The sequence below is a fragment of the Bacillus sp. SIMBA_008 genome (genome assembly GCF_046535495.1).
In the GTDB taxonomy this organism is placed as follows: domain Bacteria; phylum Bacillota; class Bacilli; order Bacillales; family Bacillaceae; genus Bacillus; species Bacillus subtilis.
Genome location: NZ_JAWRWL010000002.1, coordinates 844,907 through 870,207, shown reverse-complemented (window position 1 = coordinate 870,207; position 25,301 = coordinate 844,907). Strand labels below are relative to the sequence as shown.

The following is a 25,301-nucleotide window of genomic DNA, read 5'->3' as shown; positions in this document are numbered from 1 at the left end:
TTTTATCCCTGTTTTTTTGCGGGCTGAACCTCAGGCTTCCATTTAAATACCTTGTTCAGCAAGCGGTAAATTCGTTTTGATTCCTTTGTGACAAGCGGTCCCAAAATCGCCAGAATGAGGACATATAATGCGGCAAACGGCTTTAATGTGGCCGACAGTCCGCCGGCTATTCCGAGATTCGCAACGATAATCGAAAATTCTCCCCGCGATACGATCGTCAGCCCGATATTCGATGAAGCCTTATGAGAAAGCCCTGCGCGTCGTCCTGCCACCATTCCGGCGATAAAATTTCCCAGAATGGTCAAAATCACTGCACCCAACGCAAGCCAAACCGCTTCACCAAGCGAAAACGGATCGATACTGAGGCCGAAGCTGAAAAAGAACATCGCACCGAAGAAGTCGCGAAACGGAACAACGAGGTGTTCAATCCTATCGGAATGCTCTGTTTCTGAAAAGACCAAACCGAGCAGCAGCGCGCCGATTGCTTCTGCTACATGAATCGTCTCGGAAAACCCGGCGATAAAAAAGAGCGCTGCGAAAATGACGATAATAAACACTTCGTTTGAGCGAATGTCCAACAGTTTGTTCAACAGCGGCGGGAGTTTTCTTGCTGCGATAAAAAACAGCAGCATATAACCGAAGGCGATCAAAATGGACAAGAGTGCACTCCCTACGGATGTCGCATCACCTAGTATAAGGCCGGAAACAACGGACAGATATACGGCAAGGAAAATATCTTCAAACATGATGATGCCGAGAATCAATTCGGTTTCCGGGTTGGCGGTTCTTTTTAAATCAACGAGCACTTTTGCGACAATCGCACTTGACGAGATTGTGATGACTCCTGCGAGGATGAGGACTTCCAGAAAGGAAAATCCAGTGATAAACCCGTAAAGCAGTCCGAGGCTGAAGTTAATCAAAATATAAATCGTCCCGCCGACCGCGATTGATTTTCCTGATTTGATTAACTTCCCGACAGAGAATTCGAGTCCGAGATAGAAGAGGAGGAACAGTACGCCCATTCGCCCGAAAAACTCGATGATTTCACTGCTTTGAATAAATGTTAGATCAATAATCCCCATTTTCGGCGCGTGCGGTCCAACAAGCATCCCCAGCACAATCAGAAACGGAATAATCGAAAATTTAATTTTATTGGCGATCACACTGGCGATTGCCACAAGCACAAGTGCAGTTCCGACTTCAAATACAAGATGGTCCATCGGGGCTCACACGCCCTCTCCAGAAAGAAAATCGTGAATCAGTTTCTTCAGATGCTTTCTCTCACCTGAGAGGACAAGGGTGTCATTTTCTTCAATAATCGAATCGGCTCCGGGATTTAGGAGCTTTTCCTGGTTGTGTTTGATAATGGCAATCACAGTGACATCGTAATTCTGGCGAACATCAAGCTCTCCGAGTGTGCGCCCGATCGATTTGGCGCCTTTTTCGACCTTAAACCATTCAATAATAAGATCGCTGAAGGCCATTTCGATGGACTCCAGAGCTTGCGGTTTATAGACCATGCCCCCGAGAATAGCTGCAATTTGCCTTGCTTCAGAATCATCCAATGAAATATTTGAAAGAAGCTCATCCGGGTCCCGGTCATTAAACCGGTAAATTTCCCTTCTTCCGTCATCATGAATGATAATCGTCATTTTTTCGTGGCTTCTTGTTTCGATTTCAAACTTTTTGCCGATGCCCGGCAGATCGTTTTCTTTAATATTCAATGAAAATCCCTCCGAATGTAGTGTTGGCAGTATGGGGTGAGTAACAAATAAAACTTGAGCAAATTATATTCGGAGGTAATTAGACTGGTATTTGACAGGGACGGCCAAAGCCTTTTCCAGCCTGTTTATTAGCGGTTCGTCAAGTGGTTTGACAGAGAGCTGCCTGACAGACTGCGCCAGCGGGCTGTACTCTTTGATCAGCTCATCCGGGTGCATGCTGCCCGGCGACGGCGTTTTTGCCGATTGTGTTTCCTGCGGATATGAAGTCATAGGCACATAGCTGTCAGTGCTTGCTTCAAACTGGGAAGGCAGAACCACGTCCGAAGGGGGAAAGTACACCATAAATAAACTTAACAGAAAACCGATCAGCAATTTATCCATGTTCCTTTCCTCCCTTCTCATCAAGATATCCCTTCTTTTTCACTATATAAAACTTTATGTTTCCATTCAAACAATATGCATTTTTCAGTATCTATTGACCTTGAAAAATAAAAAGGTTTATTTGAGGATGGCGGGGAATGTATAGGAGAAAGAAAAAAAGTAAGCGCATACATTGAGGTGCTTTATATGGAGTTTGTTCAATATGCATGTAATGGGGCTGTTGCAGAGATTATCCTGAATCGGCCTGATGCCCATCACGCCCTGAATGAACAGATGCTGTCTGAATTGAAGGAGGCAGTCGAAATGGCGGCTGCAAGCGAGGCGCTCATCGTTCTCCTGAGAGGAAGCGGAAAAGGCTTTTCGGCCGGCGGTGATATCAAGATGATGACATCAGAGCATGACCCTAACCAATTTAAACGGCTGATGGATACGATTGAGGCTCTCACCCTGAATTTATATCAGATGAAGAAAGTGACAATTGCAGCCATTCATGGCGCTGCTGCGGGACTGGGCCTGAGTTTGGCGCTTTGTGCGGACATTGTGCTCGCTGAAAAAAACGCCGTCCTCGCGATGAATTTTATCGGCATTGGGCTTGTTCCGGATGGCGGAGGACATTATTTGCTGAAGAAAAGAATCGGTGAAGCAAAAGCGAAAAAACTGATTTGGAGCGGAAAAAAACTATCTGCCTCAGAAGCTGCCGATATGGGGCTTCTTGATGGGACATTTGCCGGAGACCCTGCCGAAGGCGCAAGACCCATTATCGAAACCCTGTTGGCCTCCCCTCTTTTGGCGATGATCGAAACGAAAGCTATTTTTCAAAGCCTCCAGATTGAAGAACTGAAAAAAGTGCTATCCCTTGAGCGCAGCGCCCAAGAGAGAATGAGAAGGACCAAGGATCACCAAGAAGGAATCCGTGCCTTTTTAGAAAAACGGGAGCCGAAGTTTCAAGCGTAACAGATCAGCCGGAAAGCTGATCATCTGTGAAACAAAATCAGCTTTCCGGCTGCATTGACTAAACGATGAGTATGACTATGAAGCTCTTTTTCTTTTAAGAGGGCTTCACCATGCGTTTTTGCCGCTTCTTCATGTTCTGCCTCGAATCGCTCGTTTACCAGCGTGTTCCCCGAAGGATCAAATACGGTAAGGAAATAATCAGCCATCAGGTTTCTCCTCCATTTTAAGGTTTATCAGTCTTTCTTCATTTATATTCTAAAAAGGAAATCAAAATCCTTTATTATGCTTTATCCAAAATTAGTATATAATGGGTCAGGGAAGGAGGAGATTCAGTGCTTACAATTGATCACGTAACGAAGACATTTGGAGATTATAAAGCCGTTGACGGATTGGACTTAGATATTCCGGAACAGCAAATGTTCGGTCTGTTAGGCGCAAATGGAGCGGGAAAAACGACGACGTTTCGCATGATCCTAGGATTATTAAGCATTACGGAGGGCTCAATCAGCTGGAAGGGCCGACCTGTGAATTATCATATCAGCAACAAAATCGGTTATTTGCCGGAAGAGCGGGGCCTTTATCCGAAAATGAAGGTAAAGGATCAGCTTGTCTATCTCGCCAGATTAAAAGGGATGGAGAAGCGGGAGGCTGTAAAAGAGCTCGGGACATGGCTTGAACGCTTCAATATTACAGATTACGAGAATAAGAAGGTGGAAGAGCTTTCAAAGGGGAATCAGCAAAAAATCCAATTCATTTCGGCAGTTTTGCATAAGCCGGAGCTGCTTATTCTCGATGAACCTTTCAGCGGCCTGGACCCTGTCAATGTTGAGCTGCTAAAAGAGGCTGTGATCTCGCTGAAAAACAGCGGCGTTTCTATTTTATTTTCAAGCCACCGGATGGAACATGTGGAGGAGCTTTGTGAGAACCTTTGCATATTGCAGAAAGGAAGACCGGTCGTGCAAGGCAAGCTGAAGGAGATCAAGCGCTCCTTTGGCAAAAAGAACGTCACCATTCACTCCGATGACGATCTAAGCTTTTTGCAGTCTCATGAAGGCATTCTACAATGGAAGGAGACGGCCGACGGCGTCAAGCTGCAGATTGCCAATGAAGACATTTCTCAAGAGATTTTTGCGATGCTACAGGGAAAAGGGTTTATCAGAAAGTTTGAGCTTGAAGAGCCGTCACTGCATGATATTTTTATAGAAAAGGTGGGGGCCGTCTATGAATAAATTTTGGATCATGCTTTCTCATACATACAAAAATAAGATTATGGCAAAATCCTTTATTATTTCGACTGTCATCACGGTGCTGCTTGTTTTAGTTGTAACGAATCTGGAGTCGATCATTTCTTTGTTTCAAGGTGACGATGCGAAAGAAAAAATCGCCGTTTTTGATGAAACAAACGAATTATATCCGGTTTTTTCTAAGCAGCTGAAAGCGGTGGATACAGACGGCGATCTTGATGTGAAGCTGTCGAAGCAATCGGAGGATGAGGTCACAAAGCAAGTCAAAGATGAATCACTCGATGGCATGCTCATCATCAAACGAGATGAAAAAGGGACCATTTCAGGAACATATAAAGCGTTAACGATTTCTGATGAAAGCACGTATCAAACGCTGCAGCAGGCGCTGACGCAAACCAAAACAGCTGTCGGAACAGCGGAGCTCGGCGTATCGCAGGAAACGATCAGCAGCCTTTATGCGCCCGTTACTGTGGGGCAGAAGGCGCTGAAAGAAGGGGCGAAGTCTGAGGAAGAGCTTGGCCAGACAGTAGGGCTTGTTTACATTATGCTGTTCGTCATTTATTTTTCGGTGATTATGTATGCCAGCATGATAGCGATGGAGGTCGCAACCGAAAAATCTTCGCGAGTTATGGAAATCCTGATCTCAAGCATGCCGCCGATCCAGCAAATGTTTGCAAAGCTGCTTGGTATCGGGCTTGTCGGGATCACACAGCTTGCTATTATTATAGGAGCCGGCTCTCTGTCGCTTAAGCTGAACGAAAAGAGCGAAACGGCTTCATCTGTCGGCGAATTCCTTAATTTGACCGACGTATCTGCAACCACTGTCATCTATGCTGTCATTTTCTTTTTGCTCGGATACTTTTTGTACGCGACACTTGCCGCGTTTCTCGGCAGTGTCGTCAGCAGAATAGAGGATGTACAGCAAACGATCACGCCGATGACGCTTTTGGTTGTCGCCGGTTTTATGATCGCGATGTTCGGTTTGAATGCGCCTGACGCAGGATTTATTACGGTAACTTCGTTTATTCCGTTCTTTACGCCAATGATTATGTTCCTGCGCGTCGGCATGCTTGATATTCCGTTCTGGCAGGCGGCTGTCGGAATCGGAATCACACTGCTCACCATTGTCATACTAGCAGTTATCGGCGCCAGAATTTATAAAGGCGGTGTATTAATTTACGGCAATTCAAGCGCGTTCAAAGCGATCAAACAAGCGCTACGTTTAGCGAAAAACTGATTTTAAATATTAGATTAGAAAGATGATTTTTAAATAAAACCTTCGAATCAATATAAAAAGAGCAGGGGGAAAAGATCTCTGCTCTTTAATAGTATAGCAAGTTAGATTGTTTTTTTCTAAACTGTAAACCTTCATGCATAAAGTTCTAAAAGTTAATATTAAAAGTTTTTCATAGCGAGAGTTGTGAAGTAAGCAAGAGTTTTTGCAGAGTTTTCTGAATATCCAGCATCTCTTAGAGATGAATAAACTTTGCTATTTACAGTATCCCAGGTAAGTATAGTATAGCCTAATAATTTTTTTAAAACTGGTTCAATGTGCTGATTAAATTCAGTTTCAATCGTAGTCCTTATTTTCTTTCCAGCATATTTCTCTACGACGTCGAAGAATTGCCCTTTATGTTCAAGAATTAATTTTATGCATTCTTTTACTGGTTTTGTCACATTCGTTTTAGAGTTATACGTAGAAGTAAGTCCATCTTGCTTATACAAAGCTGTAGCCAATTCTTTACTATGTACTTGTGAAGCATGTACTTTTTGAGTAAAAGGCGTATGGATTAACATTAAAGTTGCTGAAAGGAAGAGTCCTTTCATGATTGTTTTCTTCATTATATCCCCTCCGAATATTTAAATGAGTCCATATTAACCGTGATTTTAATAATATATGATTCCTAGATATCACCTCTCTCATTTCCACATTGTAATATATTAGGGAAAATAATTACAACTAAATTGTGTATATTTTTAGAAAATATTTCTATCCTAAGGTTGATTTATTAGATTAGTAATCGTTCTCACTTTTTTTGACAGAACGTGCATTCGCAAGAATTCGGTGCTAAAATAAGGGTACTTCATCCTGGGAAGGAGCAGAATGTTGACTGATCTAACCTTTATTCATGCGGCAGATCTTCATCTTGACAGCCCGTTTTACGGGATATCGCATCTGCCGGAGCCGATTTTTGCCCGGATTAAAGAAAGCACGTTTGCAAGCGTGAGACATATGATAGACGCCGCAGTGAGAGAGCACGTTGATTTCATTTTGCTGGCGGGAGATCTGTTTGATGAAGCCAATCGAAGCTTAAAGGCTCAGCTCTTTTTGAAAAAACAGTTTGAAAGACTCAGAGAGTGCGGGATTTCGGTATACGTCATCTTTGGGAATCACGATCATCTTGGCGGGGAGTGGACGCCGATTGAATGGCCTGAGAATGTCCATATTTTTTCGTCCGCTGTTCCAGAAGAAAAATCGTTTTTTAAAGAAGGCAGGCGCATAGCAAGCATTTACGGTTTCAGCTATCAAGCAAGAGCAGTGACGGAAAACCAAGCCGCCCGCTATCGGAGATCAACTGACGCACCGTTTCATATCGGCATGCTCCACGGCACGCTGTCAGGATCTGAAGGACACGATCCGTATTGCCCGTTTACACATGACGACCTCGTGAAAAGCGGGATGGATTATTGGGCGCTTGGCCATATACATAAACGCCAGGTTCTATCTGCCGAGCATCCGGCAGTCATTTACCCGGGAAACACGCAAGCACGCCATATAAAGGAGACGGGAGATAAAGGTTATTATCTCGTTCATGTGACAAACGGAGATATATCTTATGAATTTCAGAGAGCGCATGATGTCCTGTGGGAAAAAGCGGCGGTTGATGTGACGGAGGCAAAGAATATGACAGCCCTCTTCCAAATGGTGGAGGACACGTTTTCGAAGCTGCGGAAAAAGGGGAGCCCTGTTTGTGTAAGGCTTGTTTTACAAGGGACGGCGCCGGAATGGCTGCTGGAGGCGCCAAAAGGCACCTTGGATGAGTTTCTTGAAGCTCTTCAGGAACAAGAAGCGGAAGAGGAACATTTCGTTTGGCCTCTTAGATTGGACGATGAGACAGAAAACGAAGCAAACCTAACAAACCTTGATCCTTTTTTTGGCGGTTTATTTGAAGACATTGATCGCAGCGATCTGTCAGACGTGCTGGAAGGGCTTGAGCGGCATCCAGTGTATAGAAGGCACGCGGACCGGTTTAGCCAAGAGGAGGTAAAGGAAATAAAAGAGCAGGCACAGATATTATTGAAAAGACAGCTTAAGGTGCTTGATACATGAGGCGGTGACAGCTTTGCGAATTATATCTTTACATATCTACCAATACGGAAAATTTTCCAATCGAACCTTTCACTTTTCCGCCTCTCCTGTCCAAGTCATCTACGGATTAAATGAGGCAGGAAAAACGACGATGATGTCATTCATTGAAAGCATGCTGTTCGGTTTTCCGAAAACGAAAAAATATGAACCGAAAACAGGCGGTGTCTACGGCGGTGTTCTTGAAGCTGAACATCCTGAGTATGGGGTGCTGAAGATCGAACGGACGAAAGGGACTGCCGAAAAACTAAGCGTGTACACAGAAAAGGGCGAAGTAAAGCAGGGAGATGTTTTAAAGCAGCTGTTCCAGGGCACAGACAGGTCGTTGTACAAAGCCATATATTCGTTCGACGTATTCGGGCTGCAGGAAATTCACGCCTTTAATCGGGACAAGATAGGGGAATTTTTGCTCTTTTCCAGCTTGTTTGGTGCTGAAGCCGTATCAAAGCTTGATTCAAGGCTGACGAAGGAAAGCGAAAGGCTCTATAAACCAAATGGGCGAAACCCTCAATTGAATCAGGAGCTGGAAACGCTTAAGCAGCTGGCAGTGAAGCTAAAACAGGCTGAAGCAGAGGAAGCGGGCTATCATCAGCTTCTCGGGGAAAAACGAATGCTTGAAGCCCGCCTTGCAGCCGCGGAAACCGAATTGAAAGAGACGGCGGGACATATCCGAATGATTGAGGGAGCGATTGAGCGAAAACCATTGCTAAATGAAAAAGCGACACTCGAACAGGTGATTGCAGAATTTCCGGAACATGTAGGACAATTTCCTGCTGACGGCCTGCATCAGCTGGAAAAATATGAATCCCATCTTCACCCGAAATCAGCACAGCTTGAGGCGCTTCGGGTGAAGATGGCGGAGTTGGACAAACAGAGGCAAAAGCTTATCCCCGATAAAGAACTATTGGCGAAAGAAACGCTGATACAAGAGCTTTCGGCAGCGTTTCATATGTACCAATCCTGGGGAGAACAGCTGGCAGCCATTCAGGCACAGCTGCGCCAGACGTCTGCGCAGACAGCGGCAGGGCTGGAACAGCTCAATAAAACGGATGAAAATGAGCTCCTGAATATGAACACCTCATATGATTATGAATGGCAGCTTCAGCAAGCGGTGCAGCAATATGTACAGGCAAGAGACAGAAAACGGCAACTTGACGAGACATTTGAACTTGCCCGGCAAGAGCTGGAAGACACGGAAAAGGCCGTTCGTGCCGCTTCGTCCGCGATTCTTGAAGATAGCCAAAGAAAAGATAAAGAAGCTGCTCTTAGAGCATATGATGAAACACAGGGGCAGCACCAAGAGCAAGCGAAGCTCAGAGAACAGCTAACGTTTTTTGAAAGACAGCAGGCTAAACAGAAAAAGACTGTCATTGCAGCTGGTATGTTGTTCATCGTTCTCTTTTCTCTGCTGAGGCAATGGATTCCCGCCATAAGTTTCGGCGCTGCACTTATTGTGTATTGGCTTGTATCAGGAAAATCGTCTTCTCGAAACAGCCGAGAGACAAGACAGCCCATGACGGATATTTCACCAGCAGAAGCTGAAATGCTTAGAGAAGCGTTATGGGAGGATGACCGCAATAAGCAGCACCTTCTCACACAGCGTGCAGCGCTCCAGCAAAAAGAGGCGGCGTATGAAAGGGTCATCCAGCAGTTTGAACAGTGGGAAGCCGATATGGCCCCGTCCTTTACACAGGTCGAGCGTTTTATGAATGAGCTCGGATTTAAGGAAGATCCATCATTTTTGCTTGATGCATACAGCTTAATGAAGGATGTCAAAAAAGAAGTGAAAAAAAAGCATGAGCTGACCATTGAAGCAGGCAGGCTGAAAAAGCACCGGAGAACATTCGAAGAACGCGTCAGTATGCTTCTTCCCGTGAATCAGAGTCAGGATATCTCCATTTCGGACGCCCTTCACACATTGCGGAAAAACATTGAACGTGAAAAAGAAATCGAGAAGCAAAAAAAGGAAATTGAAACAGATATTCATTATACAAAGGAACAGATGCTTGAGCTTGAGCAAGAAATACAATATTTCCACGCACAGATCGAACAGTTATTTGCCGCGGCTGCTGCAAAAGACAGAGATGCGTTTTTTGCCATAGCCGACATCAGCAGGCAATTGAAGGATACGGAGAACAAGCTTCATCACGTAAACGCACAGCTTCAAGGCGGGTACCCGGAGGAACTTGAACTGGCGGATTCCAATACGCTTTCTGAATTGAAAGATAAGCAATTTGTTGAGAATGAAAGAAAAGAGCGGCTGACTGAGGAGATCGAGCAGCTCCGCAGCCAAATCGCACTGCTCTCAGTCAAACAGGAACAATTAGAGGCTTCGGGATTGGTCTCAGACCTCAAGCTTCAAACCGAAATGCAAAAAGAACGTGTAAAAGAAACGGCTAAAAAATGGGCCTCGATACAAATGGTCAAACAGGTGATCAGAAACAAATTGGAGCGGCATAAAAAAATCGAGCTTCCGCGCCTTCTGGAGACGGCAGGAGAATTCTTCCGCCCTCTGACTGACGGAAACTACCAAACCATTTATTTTTCCGAAACGGATGATTCGATCATGGTTATGCATCGCGATGGAACTGTCTATCATGCGGAAGAGCTGTCACAAGGGACGTGTGAACAGCTGTATACAGCGATCCGATTTGCTTTGGCCGTTACGCGCCAGGGTGGGTCAAAGCTTCCATTCCAGCTTGACGACAGTTTTGTTCATTTTGATCAGGAAAGGCTGAAACGTGTATTACAAGTTCTGTATGATTTATCTGAAGGCGGTAGGCAGATTTTATATTTTACATGCCATGAGCACGTAAAAGATGCATTTCATAGCAGCCAAATCATCCATTTGGTGTCATAAAAGAGGTTCTATAGCTGAAAATCGGTATGTGATATACTGGTATTATGTAAGATACGGAGGGAGCTTTAATAGAATGGCTAAAGGGATTATGCTACATGAGGTTGGCGAACAGGTGGACCAGTATCTATTGATTAAATCCTCGACGAAAGGGATTGCAAGCAATGGAAAACCGTTTCTGACGCTGATGCTGCAAGACCAGTCAGGCGATATTGAAGCGAAGCTGTGGGATGCCAAGCAAAGTGATGAAGTGACCTATGCGCCGCAGACGATTGTCAAGGTCGTCGGCGATGTTCATCATTATCGCGGACGCACCCAGCTGAAGCTTAGAAATATCAGACCGGTAAGCGAGCAAGAAAACGTCAATATTGATGATTTTTTAGAAACCGCGCCGATTCCGAAAAATGAAATGATGGATACCATCACTCAATATATATTTGAAATGAAAAATCCGAATATCCAGCGAATCACAAGGTTTTTGGTTAAAAAACACGAAGCTGAGTTTATGGATTATCCGGCGGCTACGAAAAACCACCATGAGTTTGTCTCAGGTTTGGCGTATCATGTTGTCTCTATGCTGAACCTGGCGAAAGCAATAGCAGATTTATATCCGTCTCTCGATCGTGATCTGCTTTACGCCGGTGTTATCCTGCATGATCTTGGAAAAGTGAAGGAGCTGTCCGGCCCTGTTTCCACTTCATATACGGTTGAAGGCAATTTACTCGGCCATATTTCAATCATGGTGACAGAGCTTTCAAAAGCGGCTGAGGAGCTTCAAATCGATTCTGAAGAGGTGTTAATTCTTCAGCATTTGATTTTGAGTCACCATGGCAAAGCAGAATGGGGCAGCCCGAAACCGCCGATGGTGAAAGAAGCGGAAATTCTTCACTATATAGACAATCTGGATGCAAAAATGAATATGATGGACAGAGCGCTTGAACGCGTGAAGCCGGGCGAGTATACTGAACGTGTATTTGCACTGGAAAACCGTTCCTTTTATAAACCGACATTTCATAAATAACGTAAAAAGGACTGATGCTGACATATTCAGCTCAGTCCTTTTTGATGCGTCTTTCCCGCACATAACTCGTCTCATTCCCGCATATGGTTAAGAATAAAGAATCTATGCAAAGGGGGAGGAGCCCGTGTTATTTTTTCCGTGGTGGGTGTATCTTTGTATTGTAGGCATCATTTTCAGCGCATATAAACTTGTGGCGGCAGCCAAAGAGGAAGAAAAAGTAGACCAGGCTTTTATTGAAAAAGAAGGACAGATTTATATGGAGAGGATGGAAAAGGAACGAGAACGCCGCAGTTCTCAGCAGCATGAAGAAGAAAATCAAAACCATTCCATCGCATAAAAAAAGCTGTGCGGCTCAATGAGCCTGCACAGCTTTTTTATTATTTAGAACTGCTTGAAGAACTGCTAGTAGAAGCAGAAGTGTTAAATGTATCCTTCAAATCTTTATCCTTCACATCGATGTCAGCTTTTTTCATTACTTTTTGAACGGCTGCCTGCACAGCTGTGTTGTCATTAAGTTTTTGGTCGAGAACATCAGATTTCAGCTCTTTTTTCATATCTTCATATTTTCCGCGCTCTTCAGTCTTTTTGATGATATGGTAGCCAAATTGTGTTTTCACAGGATCGCTGACTTCGTTTGTTTTCAACTTGAATGCAGCTTTTCTGAATGTGGCATCCAGTTGTTCGTTATCTTTTGAAATCCAGCCAAGTTCGCCACCGTTTGTAGCTGAGCCTGTGTCTGTAGAGTATTCCTTCGCAAGAGCATCAAATTTCTCGCCTTTTTTCAGCTTTTTCTCTATTTCCTCAGCTGTCTTTTTGTCAGCGACAAGGATGTGGCTTGCGCGAATCTGGCCTTTTAAGCCTTCCCAGTATTCTTTAATTTCATCATCTGTAACTTTGATGTTATCTTTAGCCGCTTTTTGTGTCAGCAATTCATATTTTACTTGTTCTTTCAGGTAATCCTTGCCATATTGCTTTTCGAGGGCAGTATATTGATCGCCAAGCTGCGTTTTGTATTCCTTCAGCTTGTTGTCAATTTCTTTATCCGAAACTTTATACTTCTTGTCCAATACTTTTTCTTGCACTAGCTGTGTCAGTACGCTTGCGCCAGCTGTTTTCTTCATGTTTGTGTAAAGCTCGCCTTTTGTTACATCGCCTGCGTCTGTTTTTGCGATGACTTCTTTGTCGCCGCTGCTGCAAGCACTGAGAGCGAGGATGCTTGTAGCAGTGATAGCTGCTATTGCGATTTTCTTCATTGTTTTCAAACACTCCTAATCATTCCAAATTAAATTACCTATGCGTATCATAACATATTGTGGCTTTCTGTAAAAAGATTTTAAATAAAGGGCATTCGTCTAGTCAAACTTTTGCTGATGACATACTTATATATTGATCAAGAAAAGGAGGTATGTAACATGAGCGGAGGATACTCTAACGGATTCGCGTTGCTCGTAGTACTGTTCATTTTGCTTATCATCGTAGGTGCAGCTTACATCTACTAAGCAGCCCGAGGATCGCTTGCAACATAAGCGATCCTTTATTTTCACTAGCGCCTAATCGTTTCAAACATGAATTGCATAACATGTAATTGGTAAATAAAGCTTATTACAGGAGGTGCTTTTTAAGATGGGTGAAGTATTTGCAGGCGGATTCGCTTTATTGGTTGTGTTATTTATTTTATTGATTATCATCGGCGCTTCTTGGCTGTACTAATCAACATAAAAAAGCATAGCTGCTTAATCAGCAGCTATGCTTTCTTTCGTATTTACACTGTAAAGGAGATCTCCACAAACGAAGAGATCAGTAAAATTAATATAGATACATTAATAAATCGGAATACCTTATCTTGCCGCTCTTCAGGAATCTCTCTGACAAGGCATAATGTATTGGTGAGCCTGTTTATGAAATATAAAATAAACACGGCAGCCACGATAAAATAGAATAAAATGATGGGAGATTCCCCCTCTCTCTGAACTGTCCCATATTACATTACCAAATATTTATTAAAAAAGATAGAATGCAAATTGAAAAATCGCCACCAGCACCGGGGTTTGACTACTTTTCAACAAGAATATCCAAGCCGTCTGCTTCCTGATCAATAAAAGCGGTTTTCGGTGCTTTTATCAGCTTGAGAGCCAGCAGGAAATCAGGCAGACAGTAGCCGGCGTGAATGCCCGAGATCATGCAGAAATAATGAGCATGATTCGGAAATGCCAGTGCTGCGTAAAACAATACCGGTGTAATCAGCAAGAACGGGCTGACGAGTGAAATCAGCATTGTTGTTTTTGGTATACGTTTCCATGTGCGCATGCGCAATATGTAAAACTTTTTTTCTATTTTTCTTTTTTTGCAGATGATTGGCAGGACATGGATGACTTTATGTACAAATAAAATAACGACGAGCAAACCGCCGAATAAAGATACATATTCATCGCTTAAGCTTGTGCCAGGCCGCAACCGCTCAAAAGCTAAAAAGGTAGATATAAAAACCAAAATCATAAAACATACAGCAGTTAATATTATGCGAACGGCGCCATAATCCTTCATGAGATTTATGGTCTTCCAGCAATTCATCAAAGTCATCCTTCCATACATCTTGAATAGAATCTCAAAATAATTTACTCCTCCCAAGAGAAAAAATCAATGCTTTTTTAAGAAAAAATATCATCCGGCAGGTATTTTTTTGAAACAAGCAAACAAACTGCGAAATATGGGGTTAGAACTTTCTTCTCAGTGAATTATCAGCTAAAATAAGATTAAAGATAGAAAGAAGTGGTGTGGATGGATTCGATGGATCATCGCATTGAGCGATTAGAATATTACATACAATTATTAGTGAAAACAGTAGATATGGACAGGTACCCCTTCTATGCGCTTCTCATTGACAAAGGGCTGAGCAAGGAAGAAGGGGAAGCGGTTATGAGGATATGCGACGAATTGTCGGAAGAGCTGGCAACACAAAAAGCGCAAGGATTTGTAACCTTTGATAAGCTCCTTGCGCTTTTTGCCGGACAGCTGAATGAAAAATTAGATGTTCATGAAACGATTTTTGCCCTGTATGAGCAGGGGCTTTATCAAGAGCTGATGGAAGTCTTTATCGATATCATGAAGCATTTTGATTAACTGTTTACAGGTTCAAGCTCTTCAGCCGGTTCATCCGCCGCACTGTCCTTTGCTTTTTTCTTCAGTTTTCCGTTTACGCTTTCAAAGTCATTGTCAATATTGGTGAGTGACGTTTCGAAAATTTCCATAAAATCATCGCCGTAGATATGGCGTATCATACACATCATTTCTGCCACTTCAGGAAATTTTCCGAATAAATGATACAAAGGCTGTGACCCTTTAAAAACAGCGTTGCGTGTCGGATCAAATTCCTCAAGCAAGCTCCAGAATACCTCGGTACCTTCCTCAGTCAATTGGACATATGTGTTCCTTTTATCATTCAGCCGTTTGGAGAACCTTAAATATCCCCGTTCTTCCAGCTTTTTTGAAAAGTTGAATGCGGTTGATACGTGCATGACCCCGAACTTCGCGATTTCAGAAATGGAAGCTCCATTCAATTGATACGCAATCCATAAAATATGATGCTCATTAATATTCAGGTCATACGGTTTGAGCCATTGCTGCCAATCCTTCTCGATCGATTTCCAAAGAGCCTTGCTAAGCTGAGCCATTTTCTGGGTGAAGACCAGAGCTTCTTTCACATCATAGGGCGGTTCCACTCGATTCATTACGTCACCTGCTTCTCTTTTTCTTTTTCTCTATTATGCCAATAAAATAAAGATTAATAAAGATGAAAATGTAAGAATTTTTTAATAAATTCACAAACCATTGCGACGGCAGGGTTTTTCGGCCAAAAAAAATACGGGTCCAATTTTGGCCCGCATTTTTTTCTTTTGAATAGGATATTAGTTTTGTAAGGTTTTCTCCAGCTGTCTGATTTTCTCTTCGATATCGGCAATTTCTTTTTGCAGATCCTGCTGGTGAGGCTTGATCTCTTCCTGCCATTTTTTAATTGACGTTTGGAGCTCGCCGCCCACGTCTTTAATAACATCCGTGCTTTCTTTTGCCGCTTTGATCAGCTGGTCTTTTAATGCAAGCCCGTCTGACTTTAAGCGTTTGATTGTTTCATCAAAAGAATCATAATTGGTTTTCATTTTTTCACGCAGCTGCTTTCCTGAGGAAGGTGCAGTAAGAAGAACCGCTGCTCCTCCAATGATGCCGCCTACGAATAGTCCTGTTAATAGAGAACGTCCGCTCGCCATTACAATCACCCCGTCTTTTTCTTCAAAATAGGAATCATTCAGCATTTTTCATTTTTGTTGAAAGCCTGAACTTCTATACATAGCTTGCTTTATTTTAGCATATTTTTTAAGTGAAAAGGAGGGAGAAGGTTGTCTGTCTTTTTGATTGTATTATCCTGCATCACCCTTGCCTTCGCTTCAGGCGCTGTTTACTATATCAGACTTCTCAGCCAGGCTGCTTCTTATCCGCCCAAGAGGGTTATCCGGCAGAAAGCGCTTGTTTGTTCAACCGGAACCGCCTTTACACTATGTCTTATCTTTTTCACAAAACTCCTCGCTTAAAACATGCTGACATGCTGCGGGCGCTCTGTTCAAAAAAACCTCTCCCGGAAGCGGAAGAGGTTTTGTGTGACAATTATTTAGCAGCTTCCATAAAGCTTGAACGCCTTAAAATGGTTTGCACAATCGGATAAATAATGATCATTGAGATTGTATTCAGCACAGCGGCCGGCAGAACAACGGCCGCGAACAATGCAGCGAAACCGCCAGGCAAACCGACGATCAATAAAGCTGACGATAGAAACACAATTCCTGATAAGATGGTCCCGATCACTGTCAGCACAGCGGCTGCACCTGTTTTTCGGCTCTTTCTGAACAAGAGAAACAGGGAGAAGAACAGAAACGCTGATACGGGTTTATCAATGATGTTAGGGATCTGTCCGGCTGGAAACGCGGTTGTAAGCGCGGAAATGATTCCGGTCACAATCCCGATGACGAGTACATTTTGCACCCGCGGGAACAGCAGAATGCCCATGAACATCATGATCAGCATCATATCTGGTTTCATGCCGCCTAAAAAGGGCGGAATAATGGAATGAAGCGCTGCGCCGATTGCGGCAAACAGAGCCATAATGACTAACTCTTTTGTTTTCATAACTATGCTCTCCTCTGCTAAGCTTTTTGCCCTCCAATAATATGCTCATCATTTATTGCGAAGGCTTTACAGAATGTGTTATGCAAACAGTATACCAAACGGACGGTTTGCATAGCCAGACTTTTTACTCATTTTCCTGCTGGAATTTCTTCATGAACGCAGCTAATTTTTCACAGTCTTCGAGAGAGACCGCGTTATAAATAGAAGCGCGGCAGCCTCCAACCGAACGGTGTCCGCCAAGGCCGATCATCTTCGCATCTTTTGCTTTCTGGACGAATGTTTTCGTTAATTCGTCATCCCGAAGCGTGAAGGTGACATTCATGCGTGAGCGGCTGTCCTTTCTGGCATGTCCTTTATAGAAGCCGTTGCTTTCATCAATACAGCTGTAGAGAACCTGCGCTTTTTGTTCATTGCGCTGTTCAGCAGCTTCCACACCGCCGTTTTCCTTGAGCCATTCCAGAACGAGGCTCAGCATATAAATCGCAAATGTCGGCGGAGTGTTGTAGAGTGAATCCGCTTTGACATGTGTGGAATATTTCAGGATTTTTGGGACGTTCGCATTTTCATTTTTCAGCCAGTTTTTTTTCATAATGACTACAGTCACGCCGGAAGGGCCGAGGTTCTTTTGGGCGCCTCCGTAGATCACATCAAATTTGGACACATCGATTTTTCTGCTTAAAATATCGCTGGACATGTCGGCTACGAGCGGAATAGGAGAATTCGGAAACTCCTGCCACTGAGTGCCGAAAATTGTATTGTTGGATGTGATATGTAAATATGCGCCGTCTTTTACATCCGTAAGGTCAACCTCAGGAATATAGCTGTAATTGTCTGTTTCACTTGTAGCGGTGATAGACGTGTTCCCGAACAATTTCGTTTCAGCCAGTGCTTTTTCAGACCAAGCGCCTGTCATGACAAAATGTGCGGTTTTTTCAGGTGTTAAAAAGTTCATCGGAAGCATTGAGAATTGAAGGCTTGCCCCGCCTTGAAGAAACAAGATATCGTAATCTTCCGGAATGCCCATCAGTTCGATTAATAGGCTTTTCGCTTTTTGGTGCACCGCTTCATACTCTTTGCTGCGGTGGGAAAGCTCCATAACAGACATGCCGGATTCGTTAAAATCAATAAATTCTTTCTGTGCTTTTTGCAGAACTTCCAGTGGCAGCGCTGCAGGACCTGCGTTAAAATTCGTTGTACGTTCCATTATGATCTCTCCCTGTTTTCCACGTTAATGTATAAAATAATACAATTATCCTATCACAAAAATTCAGTTTTTTGATAAAAAATTAGAATTATCAAAAGAAATTGACGGATGTTTGCGAAATGTTCACAAAATAAAATAACCTCATCTTATGATGAGGCCAGGCGTTTTGCGATAGAGGAAGAGATGTTCTGCAGATCCTCCGGTTTATAATCATCAGCATGCGTTTTCCAAACCGCTCCGAATCCATCTCCTTTTCCGTAGCGAGGGATAATATGCATATGGTAGTGGAACACAGATTGTCCAGCTTTTTCGCCGTTATTGTTCAGCGTATTTAAGCCGATCGGTTCAAATTCATCCCGGATAGCGCGGGCGATTTTTGGAACAGCATGGAAATATTGTTTTGCTAATTCATCTGTAAATTCATATACATTCTCAATATGTGTTTTCGGAATGACAAGCGTATGGCCTTTTGTAACTTGGCTGATATCAAGAAAGGCAAGTACATGTTCATCTTCATACACCTTTGCGGATGGAATGTCGCCGGCGATAATTTTACAAAAGATACAATTCTCTGCACAATGCATGAGGGTTCCTCCTTATGAAATTGTTTAGTATGTATACACTCATCGTACCACAGAAATGCAGAAAATAGAAAACAGGATGAACGGCGAGCGTTCACCCTGAATGCAGAGGAAGAGCTTATATGAAGAAAATGTGTTATGCCTTTGGTAAGCACCTCATTTGTCAATAAAATGAAGACTTGTTTAATGCCTAACGATTCCTGCGATAAACACCTCATTTGACAATTTGCTTCATACATGAAGAATTCATCAATTCAGTGAAGAGAAATGGTTTGAGCATTGGACATGTTTATTTTCTATCCAACTGTTTCTAAGACGTCTTTGACAAACACCTCATTTTTCAGTTGATATGCTTTTCCTCTACAACTATTATGATGTCCAGAACCTGTCTCTTTATGACAGCAAATTCATCATTTGTTAAAAGGGAATTGTTTCAAATCAGGCCTTGTTTTTGGTACTATGAAGAAAAACACTATAAGGGGAGAAACTATGTCTCTGCTATCGGTAAAAGACTTGACCGGCGGATATACAAGGAATCCGGTTTTAAAAAGCGTATCATTCACCCTTGAACCGAATCAAATTGTCGGCTTAATCGGGCTGAATGGTGCTGGTAAAAGTACAACAATCAGACACATCATCGGGCTGATGGACCCGCATAAAGGTTCAATCGCATTAAACGGTAAAACGTTTGCTGAGGATCCGGAAGGCTACCGTTCACAATTTACCTATATACCTGAAACACCTGTTTTATACGAAGAATTGACGCTGATGGAGCATCTTGAACTAACAGCCATGGCATATGGACTGTCAAAAGAAACGATGGAGAAAAGGCTGCCTCCGCTTTTAAAGGAATTCCGAATGGAAAAGAGGCTGAAGTGGTTCCCGGCCCATTTTTCTAAAGGAATGAAGCAGAAGGTTATGATTATGTGCGCATTTTTGGCAGAGCCTGCGCTCTACATTATTGATGAGCCTTTTCTAGGGCTTGATCCGCTTGCCATTAACGCGCTGCTTGAACGGATGAATGAAGCGAAAAAAGGCGGGGCGAGCGTGCTGATGTCAACACACATTTTGGCAACGGCAGAACGCTATTGCGATTCGTTTATTATTTTACATAACGGCGAGGTGCGGGCGCGCGGCACGCTGTCAGAGCTCAGAGAGCAGTTTGGAATGAAGGACGCGGCGCTGGACGATTTGTATCTTGAGCTTACAAAGGAAGACGCTGGCCATGAATAATATGCTTGATATTTGGCAGTCGCGGCTGCAGGAGCATATCAAAGAAACAAGAACATACATGAAATATATGCTCAACGATCACCTCGTCATTGTTTTGATTTTTTTTCTAGCGGGCGCTGCAAGCTGGTACAGCAAATGGATACGGGACATTCCCGCTCACTTTCCATCCTTTTGGGTGATGGCCGTGCTGTTTTCGCTCGTGTTGACAAGCTCTTATGTGCGAACGCTTTTGAAGGAGGCTGACCTTGTTTTCTTATTGCCTCTTGAAGCAAAAATGGAGCCTTACTTGAAGCAGGCGTTTGTCTACAGCTATGTGTCTCAGCTGTTTCCGCTTATTGCGCTGAGCATCGTTGCGATGCCGCTTTATTTCGCAGTCACACCGGGGGCTTCGCTCGTATCGTATGCCGCGGTCTTTGTCCAACTGTTGCTGCTGAAAGCGTGGAATCAGGTAATGGAATGGCGCACGACTTTCCAAAACGACCGCAGCATGAAACGGATGGACGTCATCATTCGATTTGCGGCGAATACACTCGTTCTTTATTTTGTTTTCCAATCTGTTTATATGTATGCGCTTCTCGTCTATGTCATTATGGCTGTTCTTTATCTGTATATGTCTTCCGCAGCAAAACGGAAAACATTTAAATGGGAAAGCCATATTGAGTCCGAATTGAGACGAAAGCAGCGTTTCTATCGGATTGCCAACCTGTTTACTGATGTGCCGCATTTGCGAAAGCAAGCCAAACGCAGAGCTTATCTCGACTTTTTGCTGCGGCTTGTGCCGTTTGAACAGCGCAAAACATTTGCCTATATGTTCACCCGCGCCTTTTTGCGTTCGAGTGATTATTTGGGCATTCTTGTCAGATTAACGATCGTTTTCGCGCTGATCATTATGTATGTCTCAGCTAGCCCGCTGATTGCAGCGGTTTTGACTGTGTTTGCCATTTTCATTACGGGCATTCAGCTTCTGCCGCTCTTCGGCCACTTTGACCATCTGGCGCTTCAAGAGCTGTACCCTGTGAAAAAAGAAACAAAGCTGAAAAGCTATTTCTCTCTATTAAAAACTTCACTTAGTATTCAAGCGCTGCTGATGTCTGTTGCGTCTGCCTATGCAGCCGGCTTGACCGGTTTTCTGTACGCGCTGATCGGTTCTGCCGTTCTGATTTTTGTTGTTTTGCCTTCTTATATGACAACCAGGCTGAAAAAGCACGGAAAGCTGTGAACTGAAAAGGGGTAATCAAATGACAGATAATCAGCTGCTGATGCAGGAAGCTTTGCAATGGAAAATGCATTTTTTGCGAAAGGATTCCATGTTTGAACGCTTTTCGAAGCGTGTCCAGACGAAGGTGAATGAACGGATTCCTGAAAAAATCCATACGGTCGTCACCGAGAGTGTGAAAAAAATGGTAGAAGCGACAATGACCGGCTCCAATATCATTACTTATAAAAAGGATACAAGTGCACTGTCGCTCAGTGAAAAAAACGAATTGGCGAAAAAAACGATTGTTTCTTATCAGAAAGTGGCAGCTGCTGAGGGAGTCGGCACCGGAGCGGGCGGCATTTTTTTAGGCATTGCTGATTTTCCGCTGCTGCTTTCAATTAAGATGAAGTGTTTATTTACCTTGTCTTCCATTTACGGCTTTGATGTGAAGGATGCACAAGAAAGGATGTTTTTGCTGCTCGTGTTTCAGCTTGCATTTTCGAGTGACGATGGCCGTAAATCGCTTTTTTCTGTCATCGAAAATTGGGAGACGGAGAAAAAGAGCATCGACTGGAGAGTGTTCCAGCAGGAATATCGCGATTATATCGACGTCGTGAAGCTTTTTCAGCTTTTGCCGGGCGTAGGAGCGGCAGTCGGCGGAATTGCCAATTATAAGCTGCTTGCTCAGCTTGGAGAAACGGCAAGACATGTTTTTCATCTGAGGATATTAAAGGAAACAGCCGGAGAATAAACACTCCGGCTGTTTTTTTATAGCTGATGATAGGTGATCGCAGCGCCGGCAAGGACCTTGGCCGCTGTCAGTATGGCTTTTTCGTTGATATCAAATTTCGGATGGTGGTGGGAATAAACTCGATCTGGCTGTTCGGGAGCTGCACCTGTAAAGAAAAAAGTGCCTTTCACGTTTTGTAAGTAATAAGCAAAATCCTCGCCGCCCATTTGCGGTTCACCGTCAATGACCTGCTGAACGCCCTCGGTATTCTTTGCGGTGCTCACCAAGTGGCTCGTTTCGGCAGGATGGTTCACAACCGCCGGATAACCCTGTTCATAGGTGTACTCATAGGACGCGCCGTGCATGCTGCATATTCCTTTTACAACCGCTTCAATTTCTTTCTCCAGAATGTCCCGGACATTTTCATCAAAAGAACGCGCTGTGCCGATGAGTACTGCTTGGTCTGCGATGACATTAAACGGATTGTCGGCGATGAAGGAGCCTGTCGAAATGACGGCGGATTGAATCGGATTGACTTTGCGGCTGACAATGTGCTGCAAAGAGGAAACGATTTGCGAACCGATCAGGACGGCGTCTTTAGTATCATGCGGATGAGCGCCGTGGCCGCCCTTTCCGAAGACTTTAATCGTAAATCGGTCTGCCGCCGCCATTACGGCGCCGGGGCGGCAGAGAATAGTTCCGAGCGGCTCAGTTGCCCAAAGATGAGTGCCGAATATCACATCCGTGTTTTCTAGACAGCCGTCATCGATCATTGGCTTTGCGCCTCCCGGATAATATTCTTCTGCATGCTGGTGGATCATCACAAATGTTCCCTTCAGTTCATGTCTGTTTTGGTGAAGGACCTTGGCCACTGCGAGAAGAGCTGCGGTGTGGCCGTCGTGGCCGCATGCATGCATGACACCAGGCACTTTGGAGGCGTAAGGGACATCTTTTTCATCTTGAATGGGGAGAGCGTCAAAGTCGGCCCTCAAAGCGACTGTAGGGCCGGGTTCGCTTCCTTCTATATATGCTAAAACCCCTCTGCCGCCAACGTTTGTGCGGATTGGGACTCCTAACGATTCATAATAGGAAGCAATAAATGCGGCGGTTTTTTCTTCTTGAAATGAAAGCTCAGGATACATATGAAAATGGCGCCTGATCTCAACCATTTCTTCAAAACAGCTGTCGAGCTGTTTGTTTATCTCTTTCTGCAGTGTGGATATGGACAAAGCCGCTTCCCCCTTTTCTATGTTTTCCATGATTGTATAGAAAAAGTCTGAATATTTCAACTCATGCTGTTTTAAAGCATCATCACAGCTGCGAGGGTTGTCACCAAAAGGCCAATCGCGACGGGAATGAAGTTTTTTCTGGCAAGCTCAAAAGGATCAACTTTGCAAATGGCCGCCGCGGGAATCAACGCCCATGGGACCAGTGTTCCTCCGCCCACCCAGATGGCAGAGATTTGTCCGAGCGCGGTCAGAACGGCGGGATCGGCATGGAGAGCGGACGAAAAGAGCTTTGCGATGGAGCCGGCGAGAGAAATGCCAGAAAATCCTGAGCCGTCAAGGCCTGTTATGGCTCCAGCGGCAGTTAATGCAGCGGCGGCAAGCTCCTTTGACATAGGCATCATATGGGATAAAGCAATGCCAAGATCGTTGACAATGCCGTGGGAACCTTTAGGGAGTGAAGTGCCCAGTATGCTCTCATAGCCTGAGTCGCCAAGATAAAAGAAAGCGGCAATCGGGATGACGGGGCCGAAAACCTTAAAACCGAACTTAAATCCGTCAATAAAATAGCCGGTGATTTTTTCAAGCCCTTTATGCTTATACACGAAAAAATGAACGGTAAAGAGGATACAAATTGCAGACCCGCCAATTAACGCGGTGGCATCATTTCCTTGTAGGTTAAACAAGAGCATGCAGGCGATATCTGCAAGAAAGGCAAGCGGAATCAAAAAAGCCAGTATGGACCGCAGGCGTTTTGGCAAGTACAGCGAGTTGTCTTGTTCGCCGGAAAGAACGGGGGAAAAAGAAGCGGGATGCTCCTGTTTTTTGCGTTCGCGCTGAATCATGATAAAGGCAGCTGTTGTTGTTGTCACACCCATAATCAGCACAAGCGGAATGCTGGCCGAGACGACATCACCGACTGGAATGCCTGCTGCATCTGCAGTCAGCTTTGGCGCCGCCTGAATGACAAAGTCTCCTGAGAGGGCAAAACCGTGTCCGAATAAGTTCATGGCCATGGCCGCGGCAAGAGGCGTCAAACCGGCACGTGCGGCTGCGGGGAGCAGGACGGCGCCGATTAAAGCGACACCCGGAGAAGGCCAGAAGAAGAGAGAAATGGCGAACATCAGGCCCCCAATCAGCCAATAGGCAGTCACAGGCCCTCTCACAAGGCTTGCAAAGGGAGAAATCATCGCTTCATTTATCCCTGTTTTTGTTAACAAATCACTCATTGAAACGATAAAGCAAATGATGAAAATCGTGGGCAGCAGTTCGCCGGCCGCATAGATAAAGCTGTGGAATAAACTGCTGACAGAAGCTGAAAGTGAATGGCTGGCCCATAGCGATATGATAAAAATGCCGAATAGAGAAATAAATGTCGTGTCTTTTCTCAGCAGCATAAATAGGATAATTGCACCGATAAAAAACACATACAGAACATGGACAGACAAAATCCCGACTTCCATCATCGATCACTCCTTCCGCTTACAGATTATTCATAGGCGGGCGGAAGGTGCCGGGACAGAGGGGAGGGTTATGATGGAAGATGAACATTGATCTGTTTCAGCTGCTCAATCAGATGATGCCTTAATACTCTATTCGCTTTTTGCAGATGTTTTGGGAAGCATTCAGGAGAAATAATGACGCACCCTTCAGCAAGCCAGTTTTTTCTATAGGCGATGATGCTTTCCGATGGCTCTAAATATGAATCATCCTCGTGCTGCATCTCGTAATCATCAAATCCGAACTGAAAACCGCAGCACGGGCAGATTTCATGAGAATGATTGCCTTCATGATCATATGGCGGTTCAGCCAATCCCTTAAACCCGCAGACTGGGCAAGTATGCTTCATTTTGCTTTCCTCCCAATAAAATAAGCTGCCGGACATGCCGGCAGCTATTCGACAGCGAAATATGTGGTGACATAGGAAGGCCGGGAGAAGATCGACGTTGTGTCAATTCCGGCAGATGTATCGCGTTTTTTGTGGGCTTCTTTGTAAGAACCGGACTGCTGCCAGTCTTGAAAGGCGCTTTCCGTTTCCCACAAGGTCAGAATGACATAGGTGTCACTGTCAAGCGGACGGAGCACTCGAATTGCTTCAAAGCCAGGCTCGTTTTCGACTTTTCCCGCTCTGTTTTTAAATCTGTTTTCAAACAGCGGACGCCCTTCCTGAGTAACGGCAATATTGTTCAATACTGCAAAACCGGGATGTTTGATCTCTCCGACTTGGTCAATGACTTCATAAGCGTGTGGTGCCTGGAAAACGGTATCTCCGTTTGTTTCATGAATTAAAATGGCGTTTTCCTGCCCCTGCATCAAAAGGATATTTTCTGAGGGATGCTTCTGTACGATCGTTTTTAAAAAATCGGCTGTCCCATATGTAATATAAACCTTCATATCAGCCACCTC

30 protein-coding genes and 1 pseudogene are annotated in these 25,301 nt (G+C 44.2%); 14 read left to right on the top strand and 17 right to left on the bottom strand.

Annotation, left to right across the window (positions count from 1 at the left end; genetic code table 11):
* Nucleotides 1-2: 2 nt before the first annotated feature.
* The 3 genes from khtU to khtS form a co-directional block, all read right to left on the bottom strand.
* The gene (khtU, locus tag SB658_RS10005) at nt 3-1,220 is read right to left on the bottom strand and encodes a K(+)/H(+) antiporter subunit KhtU (RefSeq protein ID WP_003233272.1); all 1,218 of its coding nucleotides are present in this window, start codon (nt 1,218-1,220) and stop codon (nt 3-5) included.
* A 6-nt stretch (nt 1,221-1,226) separates the two neighbouring features.
* A complete protein-coding gene (gene khtT / locus SB658_RS10000; protein ID WP_003233269.1) occupies nt 1,227-1,724 on the bottom strand; it encodes a K(+)/H(+) antiporter subunit KhtT in 498 nt (165 codons plus the stop codon).
* Nucleotides 1,725-1,787: 63 nt separating this feature from the next.
* Nucleotides 1,788-2,126 (bottom strand): K(+)/H(+) antiporter modulator KhtS, encoded by a 339-nt coding sequence (khtS, locus tag SB658_RS09995; protein WP_080010593.1) that lies wholly within the window; start codon nt 2,124-2,126, stop codon nt 1,788-1,790.
* Between the two features lie 165 nt (nt 2,127-2,291).
* Here khtS and SB658_RS09990 point away from each other — a divergent pair, with 165 nt between their 5' ends.
* Entirely contained in the window at nt 2,292-3,059 is a 768-nt protein-coding gene (locus SB658_RS09990) for an enoyl-CoA hydratase (protein WP_032677415.1), read from the top strand.
* A gap of 20 nt (nt 3,060-3,079) precedes the next feature.
* Here SB658_RS09990 and SB658_RS09985 read toward each other — a convergent pair whose 3' ends face one another.
* Nucleotides 3,080-3,265 (bottom strand): YhzD family protein, encoded by a 186-nt coding sequence (locus tag SB658_RS09985; RefSeq protein ID WP_015715596.1) that lies wholly within the window; start codon nt 3,263-3,265, stop codon nt 3,080-3,082.
* 126 nt (nt 3,266-3,391) lie between these two features.
* Here SB658_RS09985 and SB658_RS09980 point away from each other — a divergent pair, with 126 nt between their 5' ends.
* Nucleotides 3,392-4,288: an ABC transporter ATP-binding protein gene (locus SB658_RS09980; protein ID WP_032725309.1), complete on the top strand. Its 897-nt coding sequence runs from the start codon at nt 3,392-3,394 to the stop codon at nt 4,286-4,288.
* Entirely contained in the window at nt 4,281-5,540 is a 1,260-nt protein-coding gene (locus SB658_RS09975; protein ID WP_144500813.1) for an ABC transporter permease, read from the top strand. Before SB658_RS09980 ends, SB658_RS09975 begins: the two co-directional genes overlap by 8 nt.
* A gap of 158 nt (nt 5,541-5,698) precedes the next feature.
* On the opposite strand, the gene SB658_RS09970 is transcribed toward SB658_RS09975, so the two are convergent.
* Nucleotides 5,699-6,145: a hypothetical protein gene (locus SB658_RS09970; protein ID WP_250634996.1), complete on the bottom strand. Its 447-nt coding sequence runs from the start codon at nt 6,143-6,145 to the stop codon at nt 5,699-5,701.
* 262 nt (nt 6,146-6,407) lie between these two features.
* Between SB658_RS09970 and SB658_RS09965 the strand changes: the two genes are divergently transcribed.
* The 4 genes from SB658_RS09965 to yhaL all read left to right on the top strand — a co-directional run bounded on the left by SB658_RS09965 (nt 6,408) and on the right by yhaL (nt 11,885).
* Nucleotides 6,408-7,634, top strand: a complete 1,227-nt coding sequence (locus SB658_RS09965; protein WP_014479332.1) for a metallophosphoesterase family protein — start codon at nt 6,408-6,410, stop codon at nt 7,632-7,634.
* Between the two features lie 4 nt (nt 7,635-7,638).
* On the top strand, nt 7,639-10,530 hold the full coding sequence (sbcE, locus tag SB658_RS09960; protein WP_080351450.1) for a DNA repair/recombination ATPase SbcE: 2,892 nt from the start codon (nt 7,639-7,641) through the stop codon (nt 10,528-10,530).
* Between the two features lie 73 nt (nt 10,531-10,603).
* Nucleotides 10,604-11,548, top strand: coding sequence for a 3'-5' exoribonuclease YhaM (gene yhaM / locus SB658_RS09955; RefSeq protein WP_003245698.1), 945 nt, complete (start codon nt 10,604-10,606; stop codon nt 11,546-11,548).
* 124 nt (nt 11,549-11,672) lie between these two features.
* Nucleotides 11,673-11,885: a sporulation protein YhaL gene (yhaL, locus tag SB658_RS09950; RefSeq protein ID WP_003233252.1), complete on the top strand. Its 213-nt coding sequence runs from the start codon at nt 11,673-11,675 to the stop codon at nt 11,883-11,885.
* A gap of 40 nt (nt 11,886-11,925) precedes the next feature.
* Here the strand turns inward: yhaL and SB658_RS09945 are convergent, their stop codons facing one another.
* Nucleotides 11,926-12,801 carry a peptidylprolyl isomerase gene (locus SB658_RS09945; RefSeq protein ID WP_072173867.1) on the bottom strand — a complete coding sequence of 292 codons (876 nt, stop codon included), beginning with the start codon at nt 12,799-12,801 and terminating at the stop codon, nt 11,926-11,928.
* Nucleotides 12,802-12,960: 159 nt separating this feature from the next.
* Between SB658_RS09945 and yhzE1 the strand changes: the two genes are divergently transcribed.
* On the top strand, nt 12,961-13,047 hold the full coding sequence (yhzE1, locus tag SB658_RS09940; RefSeq protein ID WP_003327753.1) for a sporulation protein YhzE1: 87 nt from the start codon (nt 12,961-12,963) through the stop codon (nt 13,045-13,047).
* Between the two features lie 124 nt (nt 13,048-13,171).
* Complete coding sequence (gene yhzE2 / locus SB658_RS09935) at nt 13,172-13,258, top strand: sporulation protein YhzE2 (RefSeq protein ID WP_003155248.1); 87 nt, start codon at nt 13,172-13,174, stop codon at nt 13,256-13,258.
* Between the two features lie 52 nt (nt 13,259-13,310).
* On the opposite strand, the gene SB658_RS09930 is transcribed toward yhzE2, so the two are convergent.
* Nucleotides 13,311-13,493 (bottom strand): hypothetical protein, encoded by a 183-nt coding sequence (locus tag SB658_RS09930; protein WP_024571667.1) that lies wholly within the window; start codon nt 13,491-13,493, stop codon nt 13,311-13,313.
* A 107-nt stretch (nt 13,494-13,600) separates the two neighbouring features.
* Nucleotides 13,601-14,119: a DUF3267 domain-containing protein gene (locus SB658_RS09925; RefSeq protein WP_088467604.1), complete on the bottom strand. Its 519-nt coding sequence runs from the start codon at nt 14,117-14,119 to the stop codon at nt 13,601-13,603.
* 207 nt (nt 14,120-14,326) lie between these two features.
* On the opposite strand from SB658_RS09925, the gene SB658_RS09920 reads away from it, so the two are divergent.
* Nucleotides 14,327-14,668, top strand: a complete 342-nt coding sequence (locus SB658_RS09920; protein WP_009966921.1) for a YhaI family protein — start codon at nt 14,327-14,329, stop codon at nt 14,666-14,668.
* Here the strand turns inward: SB658_RS09920 and SB658_RS09915 are convergent.
* The gene (locus SB658_RS09915; protein WP_003239501.1) at nt 14,665-15,276 is read right to left on the bottom strand and encodes an HTH-type transcriptional regulator Hpr; all 612 of its coding nucleotides are present in this window, start codon (nt 15,274-15,276) and stop codon (nt 14,665-14,667) included. The two genes, SB658_RS09920 and SB658_RS09915, sit on opposite strands and share 4 nt — an antisense overlap.
* A 177-nt stretch (nt 15,277-15,453) precedes the next feature.
* The gene (locus SB658_RS09910) at nt 15,454-15,810 is read right to left on the bottom strand and encodes a YtxH domain-containing protein (RefSeq protein ID WP_144500814.1); all 357 of its coding nucleotides are present in this window, start codon (nt 15,808-15,810) and stop codon (nt 15,454-15,456) included.
* 129 nt (nt 15,811-15,939) lie between these two features.
* Between SB658_RS09910 and yhzF the strand changes: the two genes are divergently transcribed.
* The gene (gene yhzF, locus SB658_RS09905) at nt 15,940-16,131 is read left to right on the top strand and encodes a membrane protein YhzF (protein ID WP_024571664.1); all 192 of its coding nucleotides are present in this window, start codon (nt 15,940-15,942) and stop codon (nt 16,129-16,131) included.
* 73 nt (nt 16,132-16,204) lie between these two features.
* Here the strand turns inward: yhzF and trpP are convergent, their stop codons facing one another.
* From trpP to SB658_RS09890, 3 genes are all read right to left on the bottom strand, one after another.
* Nucleotides 16,205-16,723 carry a tryptophan transporter TrpP gene (gene trpP / locus SB658_RS09900; RefSeq protein ID WP_003233236.1) on the bottom strand — a complete coding sequence of 173 codons (519 nt, stop codon included), beginning with the start codon at nt 16,721-16,723 and terminating at the stop codon, nt 16,205-16,207.
* A 124-nt stretch (nt 16,724-16,847) separates the two neighbouring features.
* Nucleotides 16,848-17,927 (bottom strand): 3-phosphoserine/phosphohydroxythreonine transaminase, encoded by a 1,080-nt coding sequence (gene serC, locus SB658_RS09895; RefSeq protein WP_032725316.1) that lies wholly within the window; start codon nt 17,925-17,927, stop codon nt 16,848-16,850.
* Between the two features lie 146 nt (nt 17,928-18,073).
* The gene (locus SB658_RS09890) at nt 18,074-18,511 is read right to left on the bottom strand and encodes an HIT family protein (RefSeq protein WP_003233231.1); all 438 of its coding nucleotides are present in this window, start codon (nt 18,509-18,511) and stop codon (nt 18,074-18,076) included.
* Between the two features lie 486 nt (nt 18,512-18,997).
* Here SB658_RS09890 and ecsA point away from each other — a divergent pair, with 486 nt between their 5' ends.
* From ecsA to SB658_RS09875, 3 genes are read left to right on the top strand one after another with little or no spacing between them, the layout of a single operon-like run.
* Nucleotides 18,998-19,741 carry an ABC transporter ATP-binding protein EcsA gene (gene ecsA / locus SB658_RS09885; RefSeq protein ID WP_024571662.1) on the top strand — a complete coding sequence of 248 codons (744 nt, stop codon included), beginning with the start codon at nt 18,998-19,000 and terminating at the stop codon, nt 19,739-19,741.
* Entirely contained in the window at nt 19,734-20,960 is a 1,227-nt protein-coding gene (ecsB, locus tag SB658_RS09880) for an ABC transporter permease EcsB (protein ID WP_049140674.1), read from the top strand. The genes ecsA and ecsB overlap by 8 nt, the downstream gene beginning before the upstream one ends.
* A gap of 19 nt (nt 20,961-20,979) precedes the next feature.
* The gene (locus SB658_RS09875; RefSeq protein WP_049140675.1) at nt 20,980-21,690 is read left to right on the top strand and encodes an EcsC family protein; all 711 of its coding nucleotides are present in this window, start codon (nt 20,980-20,982) and stop codon (nt 21,688-21,690) included.
* Nucleotides 21,691-21,707: 17 nt separating this feature from the next.
* Here the strand turns inward: SB658_RS09875 and sndC are convergent, their stop codons facing one another.
* The 4 genes and pseudogenes from sndC to hmoB all read right to left on the bottom strand — a co-directional run bounded on the left by sndC (nt 21,708) and on the right by hmoB (nt 25,289).
* On the bottom strand, nt 21,708-22,898 hold the full coding sequence (sndC, locus tag SB658_RS09870) for an N-acetyl amino acid acetylase SndC (RefSeq protein WP_064911664.1): 1,191 nt from the start codon (nt 22,896-22,898) through the stop codon (nt 21,708-21,710).
* 71 nt (nt 22,899-22,969) lie between these two features.
* Nucleotides 22,970-24,361: a hypothetical protein gene (locus SB658_RS09865; RefSeq protein WP_072692642.1), complete on the bottom strand. Its 1,392-nt coding sequence runs from the start codon at nt 24,359-24,361 to the stop codon at nt 22,970-22,972.
* 65 nt (nt 24,362-24,426) lie between these two features.
* Nucleotides 24,427-24,744 (bottom strand): annotated as a pseudogene (locus tag SB658_RS09860) (hypothetical protein).
* A gap of 44 nt (nt 24,745-24,788) precedes the next feature.
* A complete protein-coding gene (gene hmoB, locus SB658_RS09855) occupies nt 24,789-25,289 on the bottom strand; it encodes a heme-degrading oxygenase HmoB (protein ID WP_003244748.1) in 501 nt (166 codons plus the stop codon).
* Nucleotides 25,290-25,301 lie beyond the last annotated feature (12 nt).

What these genes read in the sequence shown, in the direction of transcription:
- khtU (WP_003233272.1), bottom strand. Translation starts at nt 1,220, where the DNA reads ATGGACCATCTTGTATTTGAAGTCGGAACTGCACTTGTGCTTGTGGCA.
- khtS (WP_080010593.1), bottom strand. Translation starts at nt 2,126, where the DNA reads ATGAGAAGGGAGGAAAGGAACATGGATAAATTGCTGATCGGTTTTCTG.
- SB658_RS09990 (WP_032677415.1), top strand. Translation starts at nt 2,292, where the DNA reads ATGGAGTTTGTTCAATATGCATGTAATGGGGCTGTTGCAGAGATTATC.
- SB658_RS09985 (WP_015715596.1), bottom strand. Translation starts at nt 3,265, where the DNA reads ATGGCTGATTATTTCCTTACCGTATTTGATCCTTCGGGGAACACGCTG.
- SB658_RS09975 (WP_144500813.1), top strand. Translation starts at nt 4,281, where the DNA reads ATGAATAAATTTTGGATCATGCTTTCTCATACATACAAAAATAAGATT.
- SB658_RS09970 (WP_250634996.1), bottom strand. Translation starts at nt 6,145, where the DNA reads ATGAAGAAAACAATCATGAAAGGACTCTTCCTTTCAGCAACTTTAATG.
- SB658_RS09965 (WP_014479332.1), top strand. Translation starts at nt 6,408, where the DNA reads ATGTTGACTGATCTAACCTTTATTCATGCGGCAGATCTTCATCTTGAC.
- yhaM (WP_003245698.1), top strand. Translation starts at nt 10,604, where the DNA reads ATGGCTAAAGGGATTATGCTACATGAGGTTGGCGAACAGGTGGACCAG.
- SB658_RS09945 (WP_072173867.1), bottom strand. Translation starts at nt 12,801, where the DNA reads ATGAAGAAAATCGCAATAGCAGCTATCACTGCTACAAGCATCCTCGCT.
- yhzE1 (WP_003327753.1), top strand. Translation starts at nt 12,961, where the DNA reads ATGAGCGGAGGATACTCTAACGGATTCGCGTTGCTCGTAGTACTGTTC.
- yhzE2 (WP_003155248.1), top strand. Translation starts at nt 13,172, where the DNA reads ATGGGTGAAGTATTTGCAGGCGGATTCGCTTTATTGGTTGTGTTATTT.
- SB658_RS09925 (WP_088467604.1), bottom strand. Translation starts at nt 14,119, where the DNA reads ATGAATTGCTGGAAGACCATAAATCTCATGAAGGATTATGGCGCCGTT.
- SB658_RS09920 (WP_009966921.1), top strand. Translation starts at nt 14,327, where the DNA reads ATGGATTCGATGGATCATCGCATTGAGCGATTAGAATATTACATACAA.
- SB658_RS09915 (WP_003239501.1), bottom strand. Translation starts at nt 15,276, where the DNA reads ATGAATCGAGTGGAACCGCCCTATGATGTGAAAGAAGCTCTGGTCTTC.
- SB658_RS09910 (WP_144500814.1), bottom strand. Translation starts at nt 15,810, where the DNA reads ATGGCGAGCGGACGTTCTCTATTAACAGGACTATTCGTAGGCGGCATC.
- trpP (WP_003233236.1), bottom strand. Translation starts at nt 16,723, where the DNA reads ATGAAAACAAAAGAGTTAGTCATTATGGCTCTGTTTGCCGCAATCGGC.
- serC (WP_032725316.1), bottom strand. Translation starts at nt 17,927, where the DNA reads ATGGAACGTACAACGAATTTTAACGCAGGTCCTGCAGCGCTGCCACTG.
- SB658_RS09890 (WP_003233231.1), bottom strand. Translation starts at nt 18,511, where the DNA reads ATGCATTGTGCAGAGAATTGTATCTTTTGTAAAATTATCGCCGGCGAC.
- ecsA (WP_024571662.1), top strand. Translation starts at nt 18,998, where the DNA reads ATGTCTCTGCTATCGGTAAAAGACTTGACCGGCGGATATACAAGGAAT.
- ecsB (WP_049140674.1), top strand. Translation starts at nt 19,734, where the DNA reads ATGAATAATATGCTTGATATTTGGCAGTCGCGGCTGCAGGAGCATATC.
- SB658_RS09875 (WP_049140675.1), top strand. Translation starts at nt 20,980, where the DNA reads ATGACAGATAATCAGCTGCTGATGCAGGAAGCTTTGCAATGGAAAATG.
- SB658_RS09865 (WP_072692642.1), bottom strand. Translation starts at nt 24,361, where the DNA reads ATGATGGAAGTCGGGATTTTGTCTGTCCATGTTCTGTATGTGTTTTTT.
- hmoB (WP_003244748.1), bottom strand. Translation starts at nt 25,289, where the DNA reads ATGAAGGTTTATATTACATATGGGACAGCCGATTTTTTAAAAACGATC.